The sequence below is a fragment of the Streptomyces atratus genome (assembly GCF_900119365.1).
Taxonomy (GTDB): domain Bacteria; phylum Actinomycetota; class Actinomycetes; order Streptomycetales; family Streptomycetaceae; genus Streptomyces; species Streptomyces atratus_B.
The window spans coordinates 243025-260501 of record NZ_FPJO01000007.1; the positions used below are offsets into that span (position 1 = coordinate 243025).

At 73.1% G+C, this 17477-nt stretch carries 14 protein-coding genes; 3 read left to right on the forward strand and 11 right to left on the reverse strand.

From position 1 onward, the window contains the following. Nucleotides 1-5: 5 nt before the first annotated feature. Genes BT364_RS15500 through BT364_RS15525 form a run of 6 tightly spaced genes read right to left on the reverse strand, consistent with a single transcriptional unit; the run spans nucleotide 6 to nucleotide 8922 of the window. The gene (locus tag BT364_RS15500; protein ID WP_072485731.1) at nucleotides 6-1625 is read right to left on the reverse strand and encodes a 4-coumarate--CoA ligase family protein; all 1620 of its coding nucleotides are present in this window, start codon (nucleotides 1623-1625) and stop codon (nucleotides 6-8) included. A gap of 50 nt (nucleotides 1626-1675) precedes the next feature. Next, a complete protein-coding gene (locus BT364_RS15505; protein WP_072485732.1) occupies nucleotides 1676-2836 on the reverse strand; it encodes an acyl-CoA dehydrogenase family protein in 1161 nt (386 codons plus the stop codon). Beyond that, nucleotides 2833-4800 carry an ATP-binding protein gene (locus tag BT364_RS15510; RefSeq protein ID WP_072485828.1) on the reverse strand — a complete coding sequence of 656 codons (1968 nt, stop codon included), beginning with the start codon at nucleotides 4798-4800 and terminating at the stop codon, nucleotides 2833-2835. The genes BT364_RS15505 and BT364_RS15510 overlap by 4 nt, the downstream gene beginning before the upstream one ends. A gap of 17 nt (nucleotides 4801-4817) precedes the next feature. Next, complete coding sequence (locus BT364_RS15515; protein WP_072485733.1) at nucleotides 4818-6416, reverse strand: acyl-CoA carboxylase subunit beta; 1599 nt, start codon at nucleotides 6414-6416, stop codon at nucleotides 4818-4820. Beyond that, on the reverse strand, nucleotides 6413-8128 hold the full coding sequence (locus BT364_RS15520; RefSeq protein ID WP_072485734.1) for an acyclic terpene utilization AtuA family protein: 1716 nt from the start codon (nucleotides 8126-8128) through the stop codon (nucleotides 6413-6415). Before BT364_RS15520 ends, BT364_RS15515 begins: the two co-directional genes overlap by 4 nt. Next, nucleotides 8125-8922 carry a TIGR03084 family metal-binding protein gene (locus BT364_RS15525; protein WP_072485735.1) on the reverse strand — a complete coding sequence of 266 codons (798 nt, stop codon included), beginning with the start codon at nucleotides 8920-8922 and terminating at the stop codon, nucleotides 8125-8127. Before BT364_RS15525 ends, BT364_RS15520 begins: the two co-directional genes overlap by 4 nt. A gap of 173 nt (nucleotides 8923-9095) precedes the next feature. Here BT364_RS15525 and BT364_RS40120 point away from each other — a divergent pair, with 173 nt between their 5' ends. Continuing rightward, nucleotides 9096-9617 (forward strand): hypothetical protein, encoded by a 522-nt coding sequence (locus BT364_RS40120; RefSeq protein WP_072485736.1) that lies wholly within the window; start codon nucleotides 9096-9098, stop codon nucleotides 9615-9617. A gap of 27 nt (nucleotides 9618-9644) precedes the next feature. On the opposite strand, the gene BT364_RS15535 is transcribed toward BT364_RS40120, so the two are convergent. Together BT364_RS15535 and BT364_RS15540 are read right to left on the reverse strand one after the other, a co-directional pair. Then, nucleotides 9645-10073, reverse strand: coding sequence for a DUF3592 domain-containing protein (locus tag BT364_RS15535; protein ID WP_072485737.1), 429 nt, complete (start codon nucleotides 10071-10073; stop codon nucleotides 9645-9647). A gap of 82 nt (nucleotides 10074-10155) precedes the next feature. Then, nucleotides 10156-11136: an EamA family transporter gene (locus BT364_RS15540; protein WP_072485738.1), complete on the reverse strand. Its 981-nt coding sequence runs from the start codon at nucleotides 11134-11136 to the stop codon at nucleotides 10156-10158. A 150-nt stretch (nucleotides 11137-11286) separates the two neighbouring features. Between BT364_RS15540 and BT364_RS15545 the strand changes: the two genes are divergently transcribed. Next, nucleotides 11287-12186: a LysR family transcriptional regulator gene (locus BT364_RS15545; protein ID WP_072485739.1), complete on the forward strand. Its 900-nt coding sequence runs from the start codon at nucleotides 11287-11289 to the stop codon at nucleotides 12184-12186. Nucleotides 12187-12857: 671 nt separating this feature from the next. Here BT364_RS15545 and BT364_RS42975 read toward each other — a convergent pair. After that, entirely contained in the window at nucleotides 12858-12989 is a 132-nt protein-coding gene (locus BT364_RS42975; RefSeq protein ID WP_256259795.1) for a hypothetical protein, read from the reverse strand. A 13-nt stretch (nucleotides 12990-13002) separates the two neighbouring features. Here BT364_RS42975 and BT364_RS15555 point away from each other — a divergent pair, with 13 nt between their 5' ends. After that, nucleotides 13003-13173, forward strand: coding sequence for a DUF397 domain-containing protein (locus BT364_RS15555; RefSeq protein ID WP_072485741.1), 171 nt, complete (start codon nucleotides 13003-13005; stop codon nucleotides 13171-13173). A 65-nt stretch (nucleotides 13174-13238) separates the two neighbouring features. Here the strand turns inward: BT364_RS15555 and BT364_RS15560 are convergent, their stop codons facing one another. Beyond that, the gene (locus BT364_RS15560; protein WP_143166496.1) at nucleotides 13239-14240 is read right to left on the reverse strand and encodes a MarR family transcriptional regulator; all 1002 of its coding nucleotides are present in this window, start codon (nucleotides 14238-14240) and stop codon (nucleotides 13239-13241) included. Between the two features lie 355 nt (nucleotides 14241-14595). Next, nucleotides 14596-17436: an FAD-binding and (Fe-S)-binding domain-containing protein gene (locus BT364_RS15565; RefSeq protein ID WP_072485743.1), complete on the reverse strand. Its 2841-nt coding sequence runs from the start codon at nucleotides 17434-17436 to the stop codon at nucleotides 14596-14598. Between the last annotated feature and the right edge of the window lie 41 nt (nucleotides 17437-17477).

Sequence of the window (17477 nt, forward strand, 5' to 3'; positions counted from 1 at the left end):
GGGCGTCAACCACCGGAACCGTGACCCTCGTTCGCACGGCGGGACTTCTCCCGGTCGCGCAGTTCGCGGCGGAGGATCTTGCCGGAGGTGGCGCGCGGTACCGCGTCGATGAACTCGACCTGCCGGATCTTCTTGTACGGGGCGACGCGCTCGGCGACGTACGCCATGACGTCGTCCGCCGTGAGGTCCGGTGCGGACGGCTGGCGGACGACGCACGCCTTGGGGATCTCGTTGCCCTCGTCGTCGTACACCCCGATGACGGCGGCGTCGGCGACGGACGGGTGGGTCAGCAGCAGGGCTTCCAGGTCCGCGGGGGCGACCTGGTAGCCCTTGTACTTGATGAGTTCCTTCACCCGGTCGACGACGAACAGCCAGCCGTCGGCGTCGACGTGTCCGATGTCGCCGGTGTGCAGCCAGCCGTCGGCGTCGATCATGTCGGCGGTGGCCTCGGGGCGGCCGAGGTAGCCCTTCATGACCTGCGGGCCGCGGATCAGGATCTCGCCGTCGGTGCCGGCCGGGGCGTCCTCGGTGTCGTCGCCGAGCGAGGCGATCCGCATCTCGGTACTGGGCAGGAGCCTGCCGACCGAGCCCGGGGGCGGGTTCTCGGCGGCGAGCGGGACGACGTGGGTGCCGGGCGAGAGTTCCGTCATGCCGTAGGCCTGGCGTACGAGTGGCAGTCCCAGGCGCTGGGAGCAGGCGGCAGCGAGCGAGGCGTCGAGGGGTGCGGCGGAGCTGACGACGTACTCCAGCGAGGACAGGTCGTGCCGGTCGACCGAGGGGTGCTTGGCGAGGGCGAGGACGATCGGCGGGGCCACGTACAGGCCGGTGATCCGGTACTTCTCGATCGTGGCGAGGAACTGGCCGAGGTCGAAGCGCGGCAGTACGACGACGGTGGCGCCCATCCGCAGCGGGGCGTTCATCAGGGCGGTCAGCCCGTAGATGTGGAAGAACGGGAGTACTGCCAGGATGCGGTCGCCGGGGCCCATGGGGACGAAGGGGCGGAACTGCTCCAGGTTGGTGCCCATGGAGCGGTGGGTGAGCATGACGCCCTTGGGGGTGCCGGTGGTGCCGGAGGAGTAGGGCAGGGCGGCGATGTCCTCGCCGGGGTCGATGGTGATGCGGGGTTCGGGGGCGGTGGTGGCGAGCATGTCGAGTACGGAGGTGTGCCCCTCGGCCCGGTCGCAGACGAAGATCTGCTCGATGCCACCGGCGAGTCCGGCGGCCCGGCGTGCCGTGTCCAGGAGCGGGGAGACGGTGACGATCCAGCGGGCGGAGGAGTCGCGGAGCTGTTTGGCGATCTCCTCCGCCGTGGCGAGCGGGTGGACGGTGGTGACGGTGGCGCCCGCCCGGGTCGCGCCGTGGAACACCGCCGGGTAGGCGATGGTGTTGGGGCTGTGCAGGGCCAGTACGTCGCCCTTGCGCACTCCGGCCCCGGCGAGCGCGGCGGCGATCCTGCGGTGGAAGGTGTCGAGCTGCCGGTAGGTGAGGGTGGAGCTGTCGTCCGTCCCGTCGATCAGGGCCACCGTGTCGCCGTAGGCGGTGGTGGCCTGCCCCAGGACCGCGTCATGGATGGGTATGTCGAGTGCGGGTACGACGGGGTGGTCGCTGTGGAACACGTGTGCCATGGCGGTGGGCCCCTTCGGAGCGGCGGTGTGGGGAGACGGACTGCCGTGTGTCAGTACGACTTGGGGAGGCCCAGGGACTGGTGGGAGACGTAGTTCAGGATCATTTCCCGGCTGACGGGGGCGATCCGGGCGACGCGGGCCGCCGTGATCAGGGACGCGAGGCCGTATTCGCGGGTGAGGCCGTTGCCGCCGAGGGTGTGGACGGCCTGGTCGACGGCCTTGACGCAGGCTTCGCCGGCCGCGTATTTCGCCATGTTGGCGGCCTCACCGGCGCCGATGTCGTCGCCGGCGTCGTAGAGCCCGGCGGCCTTCTGCATCATCAGCCGGGCCAGTTCCAGTTCGATGTGGGCCTGGGCGAGGGGGTGGGCGATGGCCTGGTGGGAGCCGATGGGTTCCTTCCACACCTGGCGGGTCTTCGCGTAGTCGACGGCGCGGGCGAGTGCGTAGCGGCCCATGCCGATGCCGAAGGCGGCGGTCATGATGCGTTCGGGGTTGAGTCCGGCGAAGAGCTGGAGGAGCCCCGCGTCCTCATCACCGACGAGGGCGTCGGCGGGGAGCAGTACGTCGTCGAGGACCAGCTCGAACTGCTTCTCCGGGGCCTGGAGTTCCATGTCGATCTGCGAGCGGCCGAAGCCGGGGGCGTCACGGGGGACGATGAAGAGGCAGGGCTTGAGCCTGCCGGTCCTGGCATCCTCGGTGCGGCCGACGATGAGGGTGGCGTCGGCGATGTCGACGCCGGAGACGAAGACCTTGCGCCCGGTGAGCAGCCAGTTGTCGCCGTCCTTGCGGGCGGTGGTGGTGATGCGGTGGGAGTTGGATCCGGCGTCGGGTTCGGTGATGCCGAAGGCCATGGTGAGGCTGCCGTCGGCGAGGCCGGGGAGCCACTGCTGCTTCTGGGCTTCGGTACCGAAGCGGGCGATGACGGTGCCGCAGATCGCCGGGGAGACCACCATCATGAGCAGCGGGCTGCCGGCAGCTCCCAACTCCTCCAGGACTATGGAGAGTTCGGCCATGCCGCCGCCTCCGCCGCCGTACTCCTCGGGGAGGTTCACGCCGAGGTATCCGAGCTTGGCGGCCTCGGTCCACAGTTCGCGCGGGTGGTCGCCGTCGCGGACGACGGAGGTCATGTAGTCGCGTCCGTAGCGCTTTCCGAGTGCGGCGACGGCGGCGCGCAGGGCCTGGTGCTCTTCGGTTTCGAGGACGGTGCTCATAGCTTCGGTTCCTCCTGTACGTCTTGCACGACGGCGAGCAGGGCGCCGACCTCCACCTGGAGGCCGGGTGCGGCGTGGAGTGCGGTGAGGGTGCCGGAGGCGGGGGCGAGGATGCGGTGTTCCATCTTCATCGCCTCCAGCCAGATCAGGGGCTGTCCGGCCGCGACCGCCGTCCCGGCGGTGAGGCCGTCGGCGACGCGGACGACGGTGCCGGGCATGGGGGCGAGCAGTGAGCCGGGTTCGGTCCGGTCGGTGGGGTCGGTGAAGCGGGGCAGGGCGGTGAAGGTGTACGAGCCGGTGGCGGTGTCCACGTACGCCTTGTCGCCGTGGACGGCGATGTCGAAGTGGTGGGTGACGCCGCCGGTTTCGAGGGTGACGCGGTCGGGCCCGGCGGCGACGACGCGTTCTCCGGTCTCGGGTACGGGGCCGGTGCGGGTGGTGCGGTAGGCGGCCTCGTGTTCGGTGCCGTCGGGTTCGGCGCGGTAGCGCTTGGTCCGGGGCTGCGAGGAGATGTTGCGCCAGGCGCCGAGGCGGACGGGGCCCGGTCCTGGGCCGTGCTGCCGGGCGGCGGCGTCGGCGAGCGCGGCGGCCAGGGCGGCGAGGCGCGGCCCGGCTCCGTCCGGGGACGGGGCCGGGGCCGGGGACGGGGTGAGGGCGTCCAGATGACGGTCGTAGAAGCCGGTGTCGAGGCGGGCGGCGAGGAAGTCGGGGTGGCGCAGGGACCGTACGAGCAGGTCGCGGTTGGTGACCGGGCCGTGGATGCGGGCGCGTTCCAGGGCGCGGGCGAGGAGGCGTACGGCTTCGGTGCGGGTGGGGGCGTGGGCGACGACCTTGGCGAGCATGGGGTCGTAGTGCACGCCGATGGTGTCGCCGCCGGTGTATCCGGTGTCCAGGCGCAGTCCGGGTTCCTCGGGTATGTGGAGCGTGTGCAGTGCTCCGGTCTGCGGCTGCCAGTCGCGGGCGGGGTCCTCGGCGTAGAGGCGGGCCTCGACGGCGTGGCCGTGCGGTGCGGGGGGTGCGGTGGCGGGCAGCGGTTCGCCTTCGGCGATGCGGAGCTGGAGGGCGACGAGGTCGAGTCCGAAGACCGCTTCGGTGACGGGGTGTTCGACCTGGAGGCGGGTGTTCATCTCCAGGAAGTAGGGGCGTCCGTCGGCGGCGAGGAGGAATTCGACGGTGCCCGCGCCCCGGTAGCCGACGGCCTGTGCGGCGGCCACGGCGGCGTCGTGCAGCCGGGTCCGCAGTCCGTCGTCGAGGCCGGGTGCGGGGGCTTCCTCGACGACCTTCTGGTGGCGTCGCTGGAGGGAGCAGTCGCGGGTGCCGAGCGCCCAGACCCCGCCGTGCCCGTCGGCCATGACCTGGACCTCGACGTGCCGGCCTCGTTCCACGTACGGCTCGGCGAAGACCTCGCCGTCCCCGAACGCGGCCGTGGCCTCGGCGGCCGCCGCCGTCAGCTCCGCGGGCAGGGCGGCGAGTTCGCGCACGACCCGCATCCCGCGCCCGCCGCCGCCCGCCGCCGCCTTGAGCAGCAGCGGCAGGTCGTCGGCGGTGGCCCGCTCCGGGTCGACGGGGGCGAGCAGCGGCACCCCGGCGGCGGCCATCAGTTCCTTGGCGCGGGTCTTGGACGCCATCAGCTCGATGGCCTTGACCGGCGGGCCGACCCAGACGAGTCCGGCGTCCTGCACGGCGCGGGCGAATCCGGCGTTCTCGGAGAGGAAGCCGTAGCCGGGGTGGACGGCGTCGGCACCGGTCGCGAGCGCGGCGCGTACGACGAGGTCGCCGCGGAGATAGGTGTCGGCCGGGGCGGCGCCGGGCAGCCGTACGGCGGTGTCGGCCTCCCGTACGTGGAGCGCGTCGGCGTCCGCGTCGGAGTACACCGCGACGGTGGCGATGCCGAGCGCACGGCAGGTGCGGAAGATCCGGCAGGCGATCTCGCCCCGGTTGGCAACGAGCAGTGTGGAGATCATCTCGGTCATCCCTCGCCTCACATCCGGAAGATTCCGAAGCCGCCGCGGGCGCCTTCGACCGGGGCGGTGTGGATCGCGGACAGGCACATCCCGAGGACGGTCCTGGTGTCGCGCGGGTCGATGACCCCGTCGTCGTACAGCCGCCCGGACAGGAACATCGGCAGTGACTCGGACTCGATCTGCTGCTCGACCATGGCGCGCAGTCCGGCGTCGGCCTCGTCGTCGTAGGGCTGCCCCTTGGCGGCGGCGGAGGCGCGGGCGACGATGGACAGCACCCCGGCGAGCTGCTGCGGGCCCATGACGGCGGACTTGCTGCCGGGCCAGGCGAAGAGGAAGCGCGGGTCGTACGCCCTGCCGCACATGCCGTAGTGCCCGGCCCCGTACGAGGCGCCCATCAGCACGGACAGGTGCGGGACCTTCGAGTTCGACACCGCGTTGATCATCATCGCGCCGTGTTTGATGATGCCGCCCTGCTCGTACTCCTTGCCGACCATGTAGCCGGTGGTGTTGTGCAGGAAGACCAGGGGGATGTCGCGCTGGTTGGCGAGCTGGATGAACTGGGCGGCCTTCTGCGACTCCTCGCTGAACAGCACCCCCTGCGCGTTGGCGAGGATGCCGACGGGGTAGTCGTGGAGCCGCGCCCAGCCGGTCACCAGGCTGGTCCCGTACAGCGGTTTGAACGCGTCGAAGTCGGAGCCGTCGACGAGCCGGGCGATGACCTCGCGGGGGTCGAAGGGCACCTTCAGGTCGCCGGGCACGATGCCGATCAGCTCGTCCTGGTCGTACTTCGGCGGCTGCGCGGGGCCCGGATCGGCGTGCGCCTTGCGCCAGTTGAGGCGGGCGACGATCCGGCGGGCCTGGCGCAGCGCGTCCTGCTCGTCGACGGCGAAGTGGTCGGCGAGCCCGGAGGTGCGGGCGTGCATCTCGGCGCCGCCGAGCGATTCGTCGTCGCTCTCCTCACCGGTCGCCATCTTCACCAGGGGCGGTCCGCCGAGGAAGACCTTGGACCGTTCCTTGATCATGACGGTGTGGTCGGACATGCCGGGGACGTACGCCCCGCCCGCGGTCGAGTTCCCGAAGACGACGGCGACGGTCGGGATGCCGGCCGCGGAGAGCCGGGTGAGGTCGCGGAACAGCGCCCCGCCGGGGATGAAGATCTCCTTCTGCGAGGGAAGGTCGGCGCCGCCCGACTCGACGAGGCTGATGCAGGGCAGCCGGTTGGCGAAGGCGATCTCGTTGGCCCGCAGGGCCTTCTTCAGGGTCCAGGGGTTGGAGGCGCCGCCGCGTACGGTCGGGTCGTTGGCGGTGATCAGGCACTCCACGCCCTCGATCACCCCGATCCCGGTGACCAGCGAGGCGCCGACCGCGTAATCGCTGCCCCAGGCGGCCAGCGGCGAGAGTTCCAGGAACGGGGTGTCCTCGTCGATCAGCAGCTCGATCCGCTCGCGGGCCAGGAGCTTGCCGCGCGAGCGGTGCCGTTGCACGTACTTCTCCCCGCCTCCGGCCTGGGCCTTGGTGTGCTCGGCTGCCAGTTCGTCGAGTTTCGCGAGCATGGCCGTGCGGTTCGCGGCGTATTCGGGGCTCGCGGTGTCGAGCGCGGTGGGCAGGACGGTCATGCGTGCGCCTCCGGTGCGTGGACGGTCTCCAGCAGCGATACGGGAATGGGCAGGTGCCGGGAGCGCAGCCACTCCCCCACCGCCTTGGCCTGCGGGTCGAACCGGTGCTGGGCGGCGACGCCCTCGCCGAGCAGCCCGTGGACGACGAAGTTCAGGGCGCGGAGGTTCGGCAGGAGGTGGCGTACGACGGTGAGTCCGGCGGTCTCCGGGAGCAGTTCCCGGAACCGTTCGACGGTCAGTTCGTGGGCCAGCCACCGCCAGGCGTCGTTCCCGACGGCCCACACGCCCACGTTGGCGTCCCCGCCCTTGTCGCCGCTGCGGGCGCCCGCGATCCGGCCGAGCGGGGCGGACCGGGTGGGCCCGGGGTCCGGCAGGGGTTCGGGCAGCGGCGGTTCCCCGGCGTCCCGGAGCGGCTGCGTCGTCGCGGGAGGCGCCATGCTCAGTCGCCGTCCGTCGGGGAGGACAGCGACATGCGGGACCTCGCCCGCCGGTACGTACCGCGCCTCGAACACCCCGTACGGTGCGCCCTTGCCGGGCGGGGCGGTGACGTGGAAGCCGGGGTAGCTGCCGAGCGCGAGCTCGATCGCGGCGCCGGAGACCGCGCGTCCGACGGTCTCCTGGTCCCGGTCGCGGACGACGAGCCGGAGCAGGGCGCTCGCGCTCTCCTCGGTGGCGGCGTCGGCCCGGTCGGTCCGGGACAGCTCCCACCGCACCTCGTCGGGTTCGGCGCCGGAGCGGGCGAGCGCGTCGGCGAACTGTTCCCGCACCAGCCCGGCCTTGGCCTCGATGTCGAGGCCGGTGAGCACGAAGACGACCTCGTTGCGCCAGCCGCCGAGCCGGTTCAGCCCGACCTTGAGGGTGGGCGGCGGAGCCTCGCCGCCCACCCCCGAGATCCTGACCCGGTCGGGTCCGACCTGGGTCAGCCGTACGGTGTCGAGCCGGGCGGTGACGTCCGGTCCGGCGTACCGGGCGCCGCCGGTCTCGTACAACAGCTGGGCGGTGACGGTGCCGATGTCGACGACGCCGCCGGTGCCGTCGTGCTTGGTGATGACGGACGAGCCGTCGGCGTGGATCTCGGCGACGGGGAAGCCGGGCCGGCGCAGGTCGTGGCCCCGGAAGAACGAGTAGTTCCCGCCGGTGGCCTGGGTGCCGCACTCCAGGACGTGTCCGGCGACGACCGCCCCGGCGAGCGCGTCGTGGTCGCCGGGCCCCCAGCCGAACCGGGCTGCGGCGGGTCCGGTGACGAGCGCCGCGTCGGTGACCCGCCCGGTGACGACGACGTCCGCGCCCGCGTCGAGGCAGGCGGCGATCCCGGCGCCGCCGAGGTAGGCGTTGGCGGTGAGGAACCCCTCGGGCACGGGGAGGCTGTCGCCCTCCACATGGGCGACGCGCACGGGGACGCCGACCTTCTGCGCCAACTCCCGTACGGCGTCGGCCAGTCCGGCCGGGTTGAGGCCGCCCGCGTTGGCGACGATCTTCACCCCGCGTTCGTGGGCGAGCCCGAGGCCCTCTTCGAGCTGGCGCAGGAAGGTGGTGGCGTAGCCGCGCGCGGGGTCCTTGAGCCTGCTCCGGCCGAGGATGAGCATGGTCAGCTCGGCGAGATAGTCCCCGGTGAGGATGTCGAGGGGCCCGCCGGTGAGCATTTCGCGTACGGCGTCGAAGCGGTCGCCGTAGAACCCGGAGGCGTTGCCGATCCGCAGCACTCCGGTCACTTGCCGCCTCCCCGGGGTGCGCGGCCGGGTCCGGCGGGCCCGGCGAAGGCCTGGGCGATGTCGAGCCACTGGTCGGCGTCGGGGCCGGCCGCCCGGACTGCGAGGTCGTCGCGGTGCGCGCGCCGGGTGACGAGAAGGCAGAAGTCGACGAGCGGCCCGGTGACGCGCTGCGGCGCGTCCGGTGCCCCGAATGACACCAACTCCCCGTCCGGGGAACGGAGTTCGACCCGGAACTCCTCCTCGGGCGCCTTGATCCCCCGCACCAGATAGGCGTAGTCGCGGGCCCGCACCCCGATCCGGGCGACGTGCCGCAGCCGGGCGGTGGGGGTCCTGGTGACCCCGAGGGCGTCGGCGACGTCCTGGCCGTGCGCCCAGGTTTCCATGATCCGGGCGGTCGCCATGGACGCGACACCCATCGGCGGCCCGTACCAGAGGATGCGCGTCCCCGCCGGGGTGTTCCGCAGCGCCGCCTCCAGTCGCTCCCGCCCGTCGCGCCACCGCGCGAGCAGCGCCTGAGGGGCCAGGGCGGCGACGATCTCCTCGGCGCCCCGGTCGACGAAGGAATCGGGCGCCTCCATGGCCCTGGCGGCCTCCCCCGCGAAGGCGTCGGCATCGGTGGCGGCCAGCAGCGCGACCTCGTCGGTCCAGGTGAGGTGGGCGATCTGATGCGCGATGCTCCAGCCGGGCGCGGGCGTCGGCGCGGACCACTGCTCCGCAGTCAACCCCCGCACCAGTGCGTCGAGTTCATTGCTCTCGTCGCGCAGATCGTCGATCACGGCTGCGACTTCGGACACGGTGCGCTCCCCTCGGGGCGTGGCGGTGTGCCCAGGAGCATGGCAGTGGAGCAATAAACAAGCAAGCATGCTTGCATTATTTTCCGCAGGATCCGATCCGCCCGCGGCGGGCGCCGGGCCGCGGGGCGTTACGCTCGTCGCCATCGACGACACGACGCACGGGGGCGACGTACATGGAGCGTTCGAGAGGGCCGGGCCGTCGTGCCTGGCTGGCGCTGGGCATCGGCACCGCGGCGGCGGCCGCGGTCGGGGGAACGGTGTACGTGTCCACCGACGACGACCCCGTGCCGGACCGCGAGCGGGTACGGACGGACGTCGCCCCGCTGCGGCGCAGGTTCGGCGAGGCGGGGCGGCTGGGCGGGGCGCACTGGCTGGCGTACGACCGTGACGCGAAGGGCCGTTCGTACCTGCCGAGCCCGGACCCGCGGTACCGGGTGGTGGGCGTGGCCCGGCTGCCCGCCGGGACCGCGGCCCGGACCGTGGCGGACCCGGCACACGCCTTCGAGCCGTCCGCGCCGCACGGGGTGCCGGACGTGCTGGCCGAGTTCCTGCCCGCGCACGCGCGGTGGATGACCAGCACCTCCTATGACGCGCTGCTCCTGGGACCCGGCCCGGTGGACGGTCTGACGGAGGGGCGGTTCTTCCTCGACGCGGCCACGGACAGCCTGTATTTCGACACCGTCAACCCGGAATGAGGGCGAACGCGGTCGACGGTCCGCAGGTCAGGCGACCACCGCGATGACGACCGCCGAGACCAGGGCGAAGAAGCAGCCCGCCGCGGTGATCACGGTCCTGGCGTGGCGGATACCGAAGGACGGGGCCCGGGTGGTCGCGTCCTGCGGGTTCGCGGCGCTGTAGTGGACGGTGACGAAGTCGCCCTCGGCCGGGGTCGGGCGCGACTGGCGCTCCTCGAAGCTGACGGTGCGCCCGTCGCCGGTACGGAACTCCAGGGTGGGGTGGCTGTGCAGGACGAAGCCGCCCTCGGCGTCCTGGGCCTCCTCGGTGCGCACGGCGGTGCACCGGGCCTCGGCCGTGCGGCCGCCCGCCCAGATGGCCCGGAGCCGGGGGCCTTGGAGGTGACGGTCCAGGTTCCTCCCGGACAGCACGGCCGCGCCCACGGCGACGACGAAATAGACGGCGGCGACGACCATGGGCTCTCCCGGCGGGATCTCGCGTATCGAGCCGCCATGATCCCGTGCGCGGGGGCGGGCCGACAAGGGCCCGCCCCGGACGTCAGCCGCGTTCCCGGGGCCCCAGGCGCCGGGTCTGGCTGCGTACCGCGCCCATGCTCGCCCCGATGACGAGCGCGATCGCCAGCGCGTCGGTGGTCGTCAGGGCCTGGTCGAGGATGAGGAAACCGGCCGTGGCCGCGATCGCCGGCTCCAGGCTCATCAGGATCGCGAAGGTGGGCGCGGGCAGGCGGCGCAGCGCCATGAGTTCGAGGGTGTACGGAAGCACCGAGCTCAGCAGCGCCACCGCCGCACCCAGCCCCAGCGTGGACGGGACCAGCAGCTTCGAGCCGGACTCCATGAGGCCGAGGGGCAGCGAGAGGAGCGCGGCAACGACCATGGCCAGGGCCAGGCCGTCCGCCTGGGGGAAGCGGCGGCCGGTGCGGGCGCTGAAGACGATGTACGCCGCCCACATCGCGCCCGCGCCGAGCGCGTAGGCGGCGCCCGCCGGATCGAGGCGGTCGAAACCTCCGCCGCTCAGCAGCACGACGCCGCCCAGCGCGAGCCCGGCCCAGACCAGGTTGATCAGGCGGCGGGACGCGAACACCGAGAGGGCGAGCGGGCCCAGCACCTCCAGGGTGACGGCCGCGCCCAGCGGGATGCGGTCGGCCGCCTGGTAGAAGAGCGTGTTCATGCCGCCCATGGCCAGCCCGAAGGCGAGGACCGTGCCCCAGTCGGCGCGCTGGTAGCCGCGCAGCTTCGGGCGGCAGACGACCAGCATGACGAGCGCGGCCACGGCCAGGCGCAGGGTGACGACGCCGAGCGCGCCGGCCCGCGGCATCAGCAGGACCGCGACGGCGGAGCCGAACTGGACGGAGAGGCCGCCCGCGACCACCAGCGCGATCGGGGCGAGCGCCGCGCCACGGCCCCTGGCGCCCACGGAGCCCGCCGCGTCGCCCAGTGCGGGGACCGCCTCGGGTACGGCGACGGCCGCGCCCCGCTCCACGGCCGCCGCGGCCCCTGCTGCACTGCGCTGGTCGTTCACCTGCGGTGTTCCTCCCGGATCCGACAGTGCAATTCAATGCACTGCTCGATTGAACATACTGCACTCCACTCATGCGGTACGTCCTCTTACGGTAGGTACCTCCGCGTGCCATGTGAAATGTCGATCGAGCTCCGGTTATGCTCCCCGCGCATGAGCATCGGGCGTTCCGGACAAAGCGCTGGTCGCGGTATCGAAGTGCGGCATCTGCGCGCCTTCCTCGCCGTGGCCGACGAGAGCAACGTCACCCGCGCCGCCGCCCGCCTGCGCCTCACCCAGCCCGCGGTCTCCCGCACCCTCGCCGCCCTGGAGCAGCACCTCGGCGTCCGGCTCGTCGACCGGTCCACCCACCATCTCGCCCTCACCCCCGAAGGCGTCGTCTTCCGGGACAAGGCCGCCGCCGCGGTCGCCGCCTTCGACGAGGCGCTCGACTCCGGCGGGCTGCGCCACTGGCCACTGCGGCTCGGGCACGCCTGGTCGGCGTTCGGCCCGTACACCACACCGCTGCTGCGCCGCTGGCAGGAGCTGTATCCGCGGACCCCGCTCGAACTGCTGCGGATCGACGACCGCACCGCCGGTCTCACCCGCGGCGAGGTCGACGCCGCACTGCTGCGGGGACCCGTCGAGGCGCCCGGCCTCGTCACCGAGGTGCTGTTCGAGGAGGACCGGGTGGCGGCGGTGGCGGCGGACGGCCCGCTCGCGGACCGCACGGCGCTCCGCCTCACCGACCTGGCAGGCGAGACCGTCGTCCTCAACACCGTCTCCGGCACCACCACCGTGGACCTGTGGCCACCGTCCGCCCGGCCCGCCGCCACACTCACCGTCGCCAACACCGACGACTGGCTGACCGCCATCGCGGCGGGGCGCGGGGTCGGGGTCTCCGCGGCGTCCACCGCCGGCATGCATCCGCACCCCGGTGTCGCCTACCGGCCGCTGGCCGACGCCCCGAGCGTTCCGGTGCTGCTCGCCCGGCGGGATGTCCCGGGGCACCCGGCACTGCCGGACCTGGTCGCGCTGGCGCGCGAGGTGGTGGGGCGGGACGGCGGCGGCTGAGGCGGGGTGGCTCGGAGGCTGTCAGCCTGCGGTTACGCCCAGGTGAGGCGCTGCCCGCCAGGGCCGACGTGCAGCCGCATGCGGTCGGCCGGCGGCCGACCGTCCGCCTGCCACGGCGCGACGTGCTCGGTGATCTCGTCCCACCAGACGTGCCGGGCCGCCCTGCCGGACCATCCACCGTCCGCCGTCCCGGAAGAGGACCGCCCACGCCTCGGCGTCCACGTCGACCACGACGTGTTCCGTTCGGCCGCCACGTTCCAGCGTGAGCCGCTGCGCGCGGGGCGCGGCGAACTGCGCGACGAACCGGGCCGTCCAGTCAGCGCCGGGGCGCCGGTTGCCCATCCGGGGCTCAGGTTCCTGGCTCAGCTCGACGCCCCTCTGTCGACCAACGAGCGGGCAACCGACGCCGGAGACGCTGACCCGCTTGCCGCCGTGAGGGCAGCCGCCCGCGCCGCCGCAGAGGAGTCCTGCCATGCCCTGAGACCCTGCACGACCGTCAACGCCGACGGGTCGAAAGCCTGCCGCCTTGAGTAATGAACTCAGGCAACTCTTGCCATCAACTCCTAGCCCCCTTGGACACCCCGCACGAATCAACGTGCCCGTGCGCCGGGTCCCAGGGGGCGGGGCGATGACGGAGGCGGACACGTCCACGTATCCGTGCTCCTTGAGGATCAGCGCCCAGACTCCTCCGAGCCGCCCCCGTCCTCGTCGGGGACGTGGTGGATGTGGTCCACGCCGAGCGACCTGGAGAAGGCGATGTAGGGCACGGTGCGCTGCACGAAGGCGTGCCAGAACAGATCCACCCGAAGGGACGGGGTGAGCGGCTCATCGCTCCGGGTGCTGGTGGCCAGGAAGGCCGCCCCCGACCACGCGCGCGCGACCGGTGAGTTCCCGATCCGTGACAGCAAGACACCGGACGGCCCGCACCTGACCCTGACGAACGAGGGTTTCACCGGTCTCGTGGAGTTCGCCAAGCACCACGGGTGACCGACTGCCCGACTGGCCCCCGAATGACCGGCCCTCGCCCCGCGGCGGGGGCCGTTGTCATGCCGTCAGGCCGGGTCGGGTTCGCGGCAGGGCCGGCACAGGCCGTCACGGAAGGCTTCGGGCCTGCCCGGGGCGCCGCACTCGGTGCACTCGACCATCAAGCGGCGTACGGGAGTTCCCGGCGTGGCCGGGGTCGCGGCGGGCAGGCGGGGCGGGAGCTTGTCGCGGAGGCGGCGGCGGACGAAGCCGAAGGGCGAGTCGACGGACGCGGGGAGCCCGGCGGTGAGGGCGTGCGTCAGGTAGTCGGCGCCCACACCGCGCGCGAACCACTCGGCGGCCGCCTGCTCCAGTGCCGCACAGTCCGCTGCCGAGAGGGCCAGGCGGGAGTCGGTACGGCCCAGTTGAGCCAGGGCGAGGAAGGCGTGGGACGGCCGGTCCACGGTCGCCCGCGGTACCGGCCCCGGCTGCGGTACCGACACCGGCTCCGGCTCTGCGGTGCGCTGCTGCGGCACTGTCGTGACGGGCGGCTGCGCCGGTACGTGCACGTGCACGGGCGCGGATGCGGGGGCCTCGGCCGAGGCGTCCGCCTCGGGAGCGGTGGAGTCGACAGGAGCCCACGGCGGTGGCGCGGCGGCCTCTGCGGCCTCCTGCGACGCGGGGTGGCGCTCCTCGGCGGCCAGGAAGGCGTTCCACCACTCGTTGTCATGGGCGGTGCGGGACCAGAAGGTGCGGGTGACCCAGCGGACCTGGTCGCCCTCGCCGCTCAGGCATCGCACATGCCGCAGATGGCCCGCCACGCCCAGGGCCCGCAGGGCGCTGCCGACGGCCATCTGCCCGTACAGCGGCTGGCTCCTGGCCAGCGACTTGATGCCCATCGCCGCACCCTCGGGCAGCGCGTCGACGTAACCCGCGATGTGCCGCTCGCGTTCGGGGAGCAGTGTGACGTCGCCCTCGCTGCAATGGTGTTGCTTCGGTACGGATCGCTTTCCGTAGCCGGGCTTGGCCTTCGGGTGGGCGCGCGAGGATGCGGGTGCACGCAGGGCAGGGCTAAGGTTTGAGACAGCCACGGGATCGCCTGTTTCGGTCTTGGGGTCAGGCCCCGGCCGGTGCTGAGAACACCGCGTCGGGGTCGTTACGTTGGGCACCGTAAGCAGCCGCGACTCGCCGCCGCAAGTTGGTCACGACTAGTCATACTTGCTGGCCGTGACGGGTCGGGGAGGGTGGGGAGGTTTTCCCAACCCCCTTCATTTACCTACCGGTTGTACGGCATCGCTCGAATCCCGACGTCCGGATCCCGACCCCCGAAGCCCGAAGCTCAAGACCCGGCCCCGGGCCTCTCCTCGTACCCACGAAAGAGTGAACAAGCCCTCCCCGAAGCTCGGAACCCGGCTCCCGAAGCTCGGGCTCCGGCCGCCCCGCGCCTCAGCCGCAGGAAGTACCCGATTCCGGCGCCAGGCCCTCCGCCAGCAGTTCCGCCAAGTGCCGTGCCCGTACGCCGCCCAGCTGTTCCAGCTGCGTCCGGCAGGAGAAGCCGTCCGCCAGGATGGCCGTGCCCGGTTCCGATGCGCGTACCGACGGCAGCAGGGTCTCCTCCGCGCAGGCCGCCGACACGTCCCAGTGGCCCCGTTCGAAGCCGAAGTTTCCGGCCAGGCCGCAGCAACCACCGCTCAACTCGCCAGCCAGTCCGGCCCGTTCGCGCAGTCGGCGCTCCGCCGCGTCGCCCAGGACCGCGTGCTGGTGGCAGTGGGTCTGGCCGGTGACCGGGAGGTCCAGGCGGGGTGGTTGCCAGTCGGGGGCGTACTCCTCCAGGTACTGGGCCAGTGTTCTCACCGACGCGGCCAGTTCGGCGGACCTCGGGTCGTCGGGGAGGAGTTCGGGCAGATCCGTGCGGAGGGTGGCGGCGCAGCTCGGTTCGAGGACGACCAGCGGGGTGCCGAGCGTGCCGCCCAGCCGGTCCAGGGTGCGGCGCATGACCTTGCGGGCCTTGTCCAGCTGGCCCGTCGATACGTAGGTGAGGCCGCAGCACAGCCCGCGGCCGGCGGGGATCGTGTGGCGGCCCGCCGCCTCCAGGACCCGCACCGCCGCCCGGCCCACCTCGGGAGAGAGGTGTTCGGTGAAGGTGTCGGGCCAGACCATGGCCACCTCGTCGTTCGAGAAGACGAACGTGCCCTTGCCCCAGCGCCGGTTCAGCCACCGGGTGAACGTCTCCCGCGCCAGGACCGGAATACCGCGCTCCGGTGCGACGCCCGCCAGCCGCTTGGCGAGGGCGGCGAGGAGGCGCACCCGGGCCAGTGCGTTCAGCGGGCCCGCGAAGGGGGACGCGAGGCGCAGCCACACCGGCAGCCGGCCCATCGTGTAGTGGGCGGCCGGGCGCAGCCGCCGCCGGTAGTGGTGGTGCAGGAACTCCGCCTTGTACGTGGCCATGTCGACGCCCACCGGGCAGTCGCTCCGGCAGCCCTTGCAGGACAGGCAGAGGTCGAGCGCGTCCCGCACCTCCGTCGAGCGCCAGCCGTCCGTGATCACCCCGCCCGCGTCGCCCGCGAGCATCTCGTGCAGCAGCCGGGCCCGGCCGCGGGTGGAGTGGGCCTCCTCACCGGTCGCCCGGAACGACGGGCACATCACGCCCGCGCCCGCAGGCTGCGCCGTGCGGCATTTGGCGACGCCCACGCAGCGGCGTACCGCCGCCGAGAAGTCGCCGCCGTCGTGCGGGTAGCCGAACGCGACGTCCACCGGGCGCTTGGGCAGCACTTCGAAGCGGAGGTTCTCGTCGAGCCGGGCGGGGCGGGCGAGGATGCCGGGGTTCATGCCGCCGTCCGGGTCCCAGATGTCCTTGAAGCGGGAGAAGAGGGCGACCAGTTCGTCCCCGTACATGCGCGGGAGCAGTTCGGCGCGGGCCTGGCCGTCGCCGTGTTCGCCGCTCAGTGATCCGCCGTGCGCGACGACCAGGTCGGCGAGGTCCTCGGAGAAGCGGCGGAAGCGGGCCACGCCCTGGGTGCTCAGCAGGTCGAAGTCGATCCGGACGTGGATGCAGCCGTCGCCGAAGTGCCCGTACGGAGTGCCGCGCAGCCCGTGTCCGGCGAGCAGGGCGCGGAAGTCGCGGAGGTAGGGGCCGAGGCGGTCGGGCGGTACGGCGCAGTCCTCCCAGCCGGGCCAGGCCTCCGTGCCGTCCGGCATCCGGGTCGCGGTGCCTGCCGCGTCCTCGCGGATGCGCCACAGGGCCCGCTGCCCGGCCGGGCCGGTGACGACCGTGCCGTCCAGCGCGTCGGCCGCCCGCAGGACGCGCTCGGCGTGCGCCCGCGCCTCGGCCGGGGTGGCGCCGCCCGTCTCGACGAAGAGCCAGGCACCGCCGCGCGGCAGCCCGGCCGGTTCCCGTACGAGATCGGCGGCCATGCCCTCGACGGTGAGCGGATGGTGCGGGAGCAGGCCGGGGGCGGCCTCGGCGGCCGCGGCCTCGTCGGCGTAGCCGAGTACGGCCAGCGCGCGGGCGGCCGGTGCCTCGACCAGTCGTACGGTCGCCTCCGTCACCACACCGAGCGTGCCCTCGCTGCCGCAGAAGGCGCGGGCGAGGTCGGTCCCGCGCTCGGGCAGGAGGGCGTCCAGCGCGTATCCGGAGATGCGGCGCGGAAGCTCTGGGAATCCGGTGCGCAGCAGGGCGAGGTTGGTGCGGATGAGCTCGGGGAGGCCGGTCAGGGCCTCGGGGACCGTTCCCCGGCCCAGTCGCAGGGTGTCGCCGCCGTAGCGGGTCACGGTCAGGGCGTGCGTGTTGTCGGCCGTGGTGCCCCAGGCGACCGAGTGCGCGCCGCAGGAGTTGTTGCCGATCATGCCGCCCAGCGTGCAGCGGCTGTGCGTGGACGGGTCGGGGCCGAAGGTGAGGCCGTGCGGGGCGGCGGCGGCGCGCAGCTCGTCCAGGACCACGCCCGGCTGGACGGCGGCGGTGCGGGAGCCGGGGTCCAGCTCGACGATCCCGCGCAGATGACGGGTGAGATCGAGCACGACGCCGGTGCCGGTGGCCTGTCCCGCGATGGAGGTGCCGCCGCCGCGCGGCACCACGGGGACGCCGTGCGCGCGGCAGACCGCGAGGGCGGCGGCCACGTCGTCGGCGTCGCGCGGGAAGACGACGCCGAGTGGTACGCGGCGGTAGTTGGAGGCATCCATCGTCGTCAACGCCCGTGCGGTGGTGCCGAAGTCGGCCTCCCCCCGGACCGCGGTGCGCAGGGCCTGAGCGAGTTCGGCGCGTTCCGTCGGATTCAGATGTGCGGCCATGGCGCCCAGGATGCCGTTGATCGGGCCACTGGGCCGTCCGG

What these genes read in the sequence shown, in the direction of transcription:
- BT364_RS15535 (WP_072485737.1), bottom strand. Translation starts at nt 10,073, where the DNA reads ATGGTCGTCGCCGCCGTCTATTTCGTCGTCGCCGTGGGCGCGGCCGTG.
- BT364_RS15500 (WP_072485731.1), bottom strand. Translation starts at nt 1,625, where the DNA reads ATGGCACACGTGTTCCACAGCGACCACCCCGTCGTACCCGCACTCGAC.
- BT364_RS15510 (WP_072485828.1), bottom strand. Translation starts at nt 4,800, where the DNA reads ATGATCTCCACACTGCTCGTTGCCAACCGGGGCGAGATCGCCTGCCGG.
- BT364_RS15515 (WP_072485733.1), bottom strand. Translation starts at nt 6,416, where the DNA reads ATGACCGTCCTGCCCACCGCGCTCGACACCGCGAGCCCCGAATACGCC.
- BT364_RS15505 (WP_072485732.1), bottom strand. Translation starts at nt 2,836, where the DNA reads ATGAGCACCGTCCTCGAAACCGAAGAGCACCAGGCCCTGCGCGCCGCC.
- BT364_RS15565 (WP_072485743.1), bottom strand. Translation starts at nt 17,436, where the DNA reads ATGGCCGCACATCTGAATCCGACGGAACGCGCCGAACTCGCTCAGGCC.
- BT364_RS40120 (WP_072485736.1), top strand. Translation starts at nt 9,096, where the DNA reads ATGGAGCGTTCGAGAGGGCCGGGCCGTCGTGCCTGGCTGGCGCTGGGC.
- BT364_RS15545 (WP_072485739.1), top strand. Translation starts at nt 11,287, where the DNA reads ATGAGCATCGGGCGTTCCGGACAAAGCGCTGGTCGCGGTATCGAAGTG.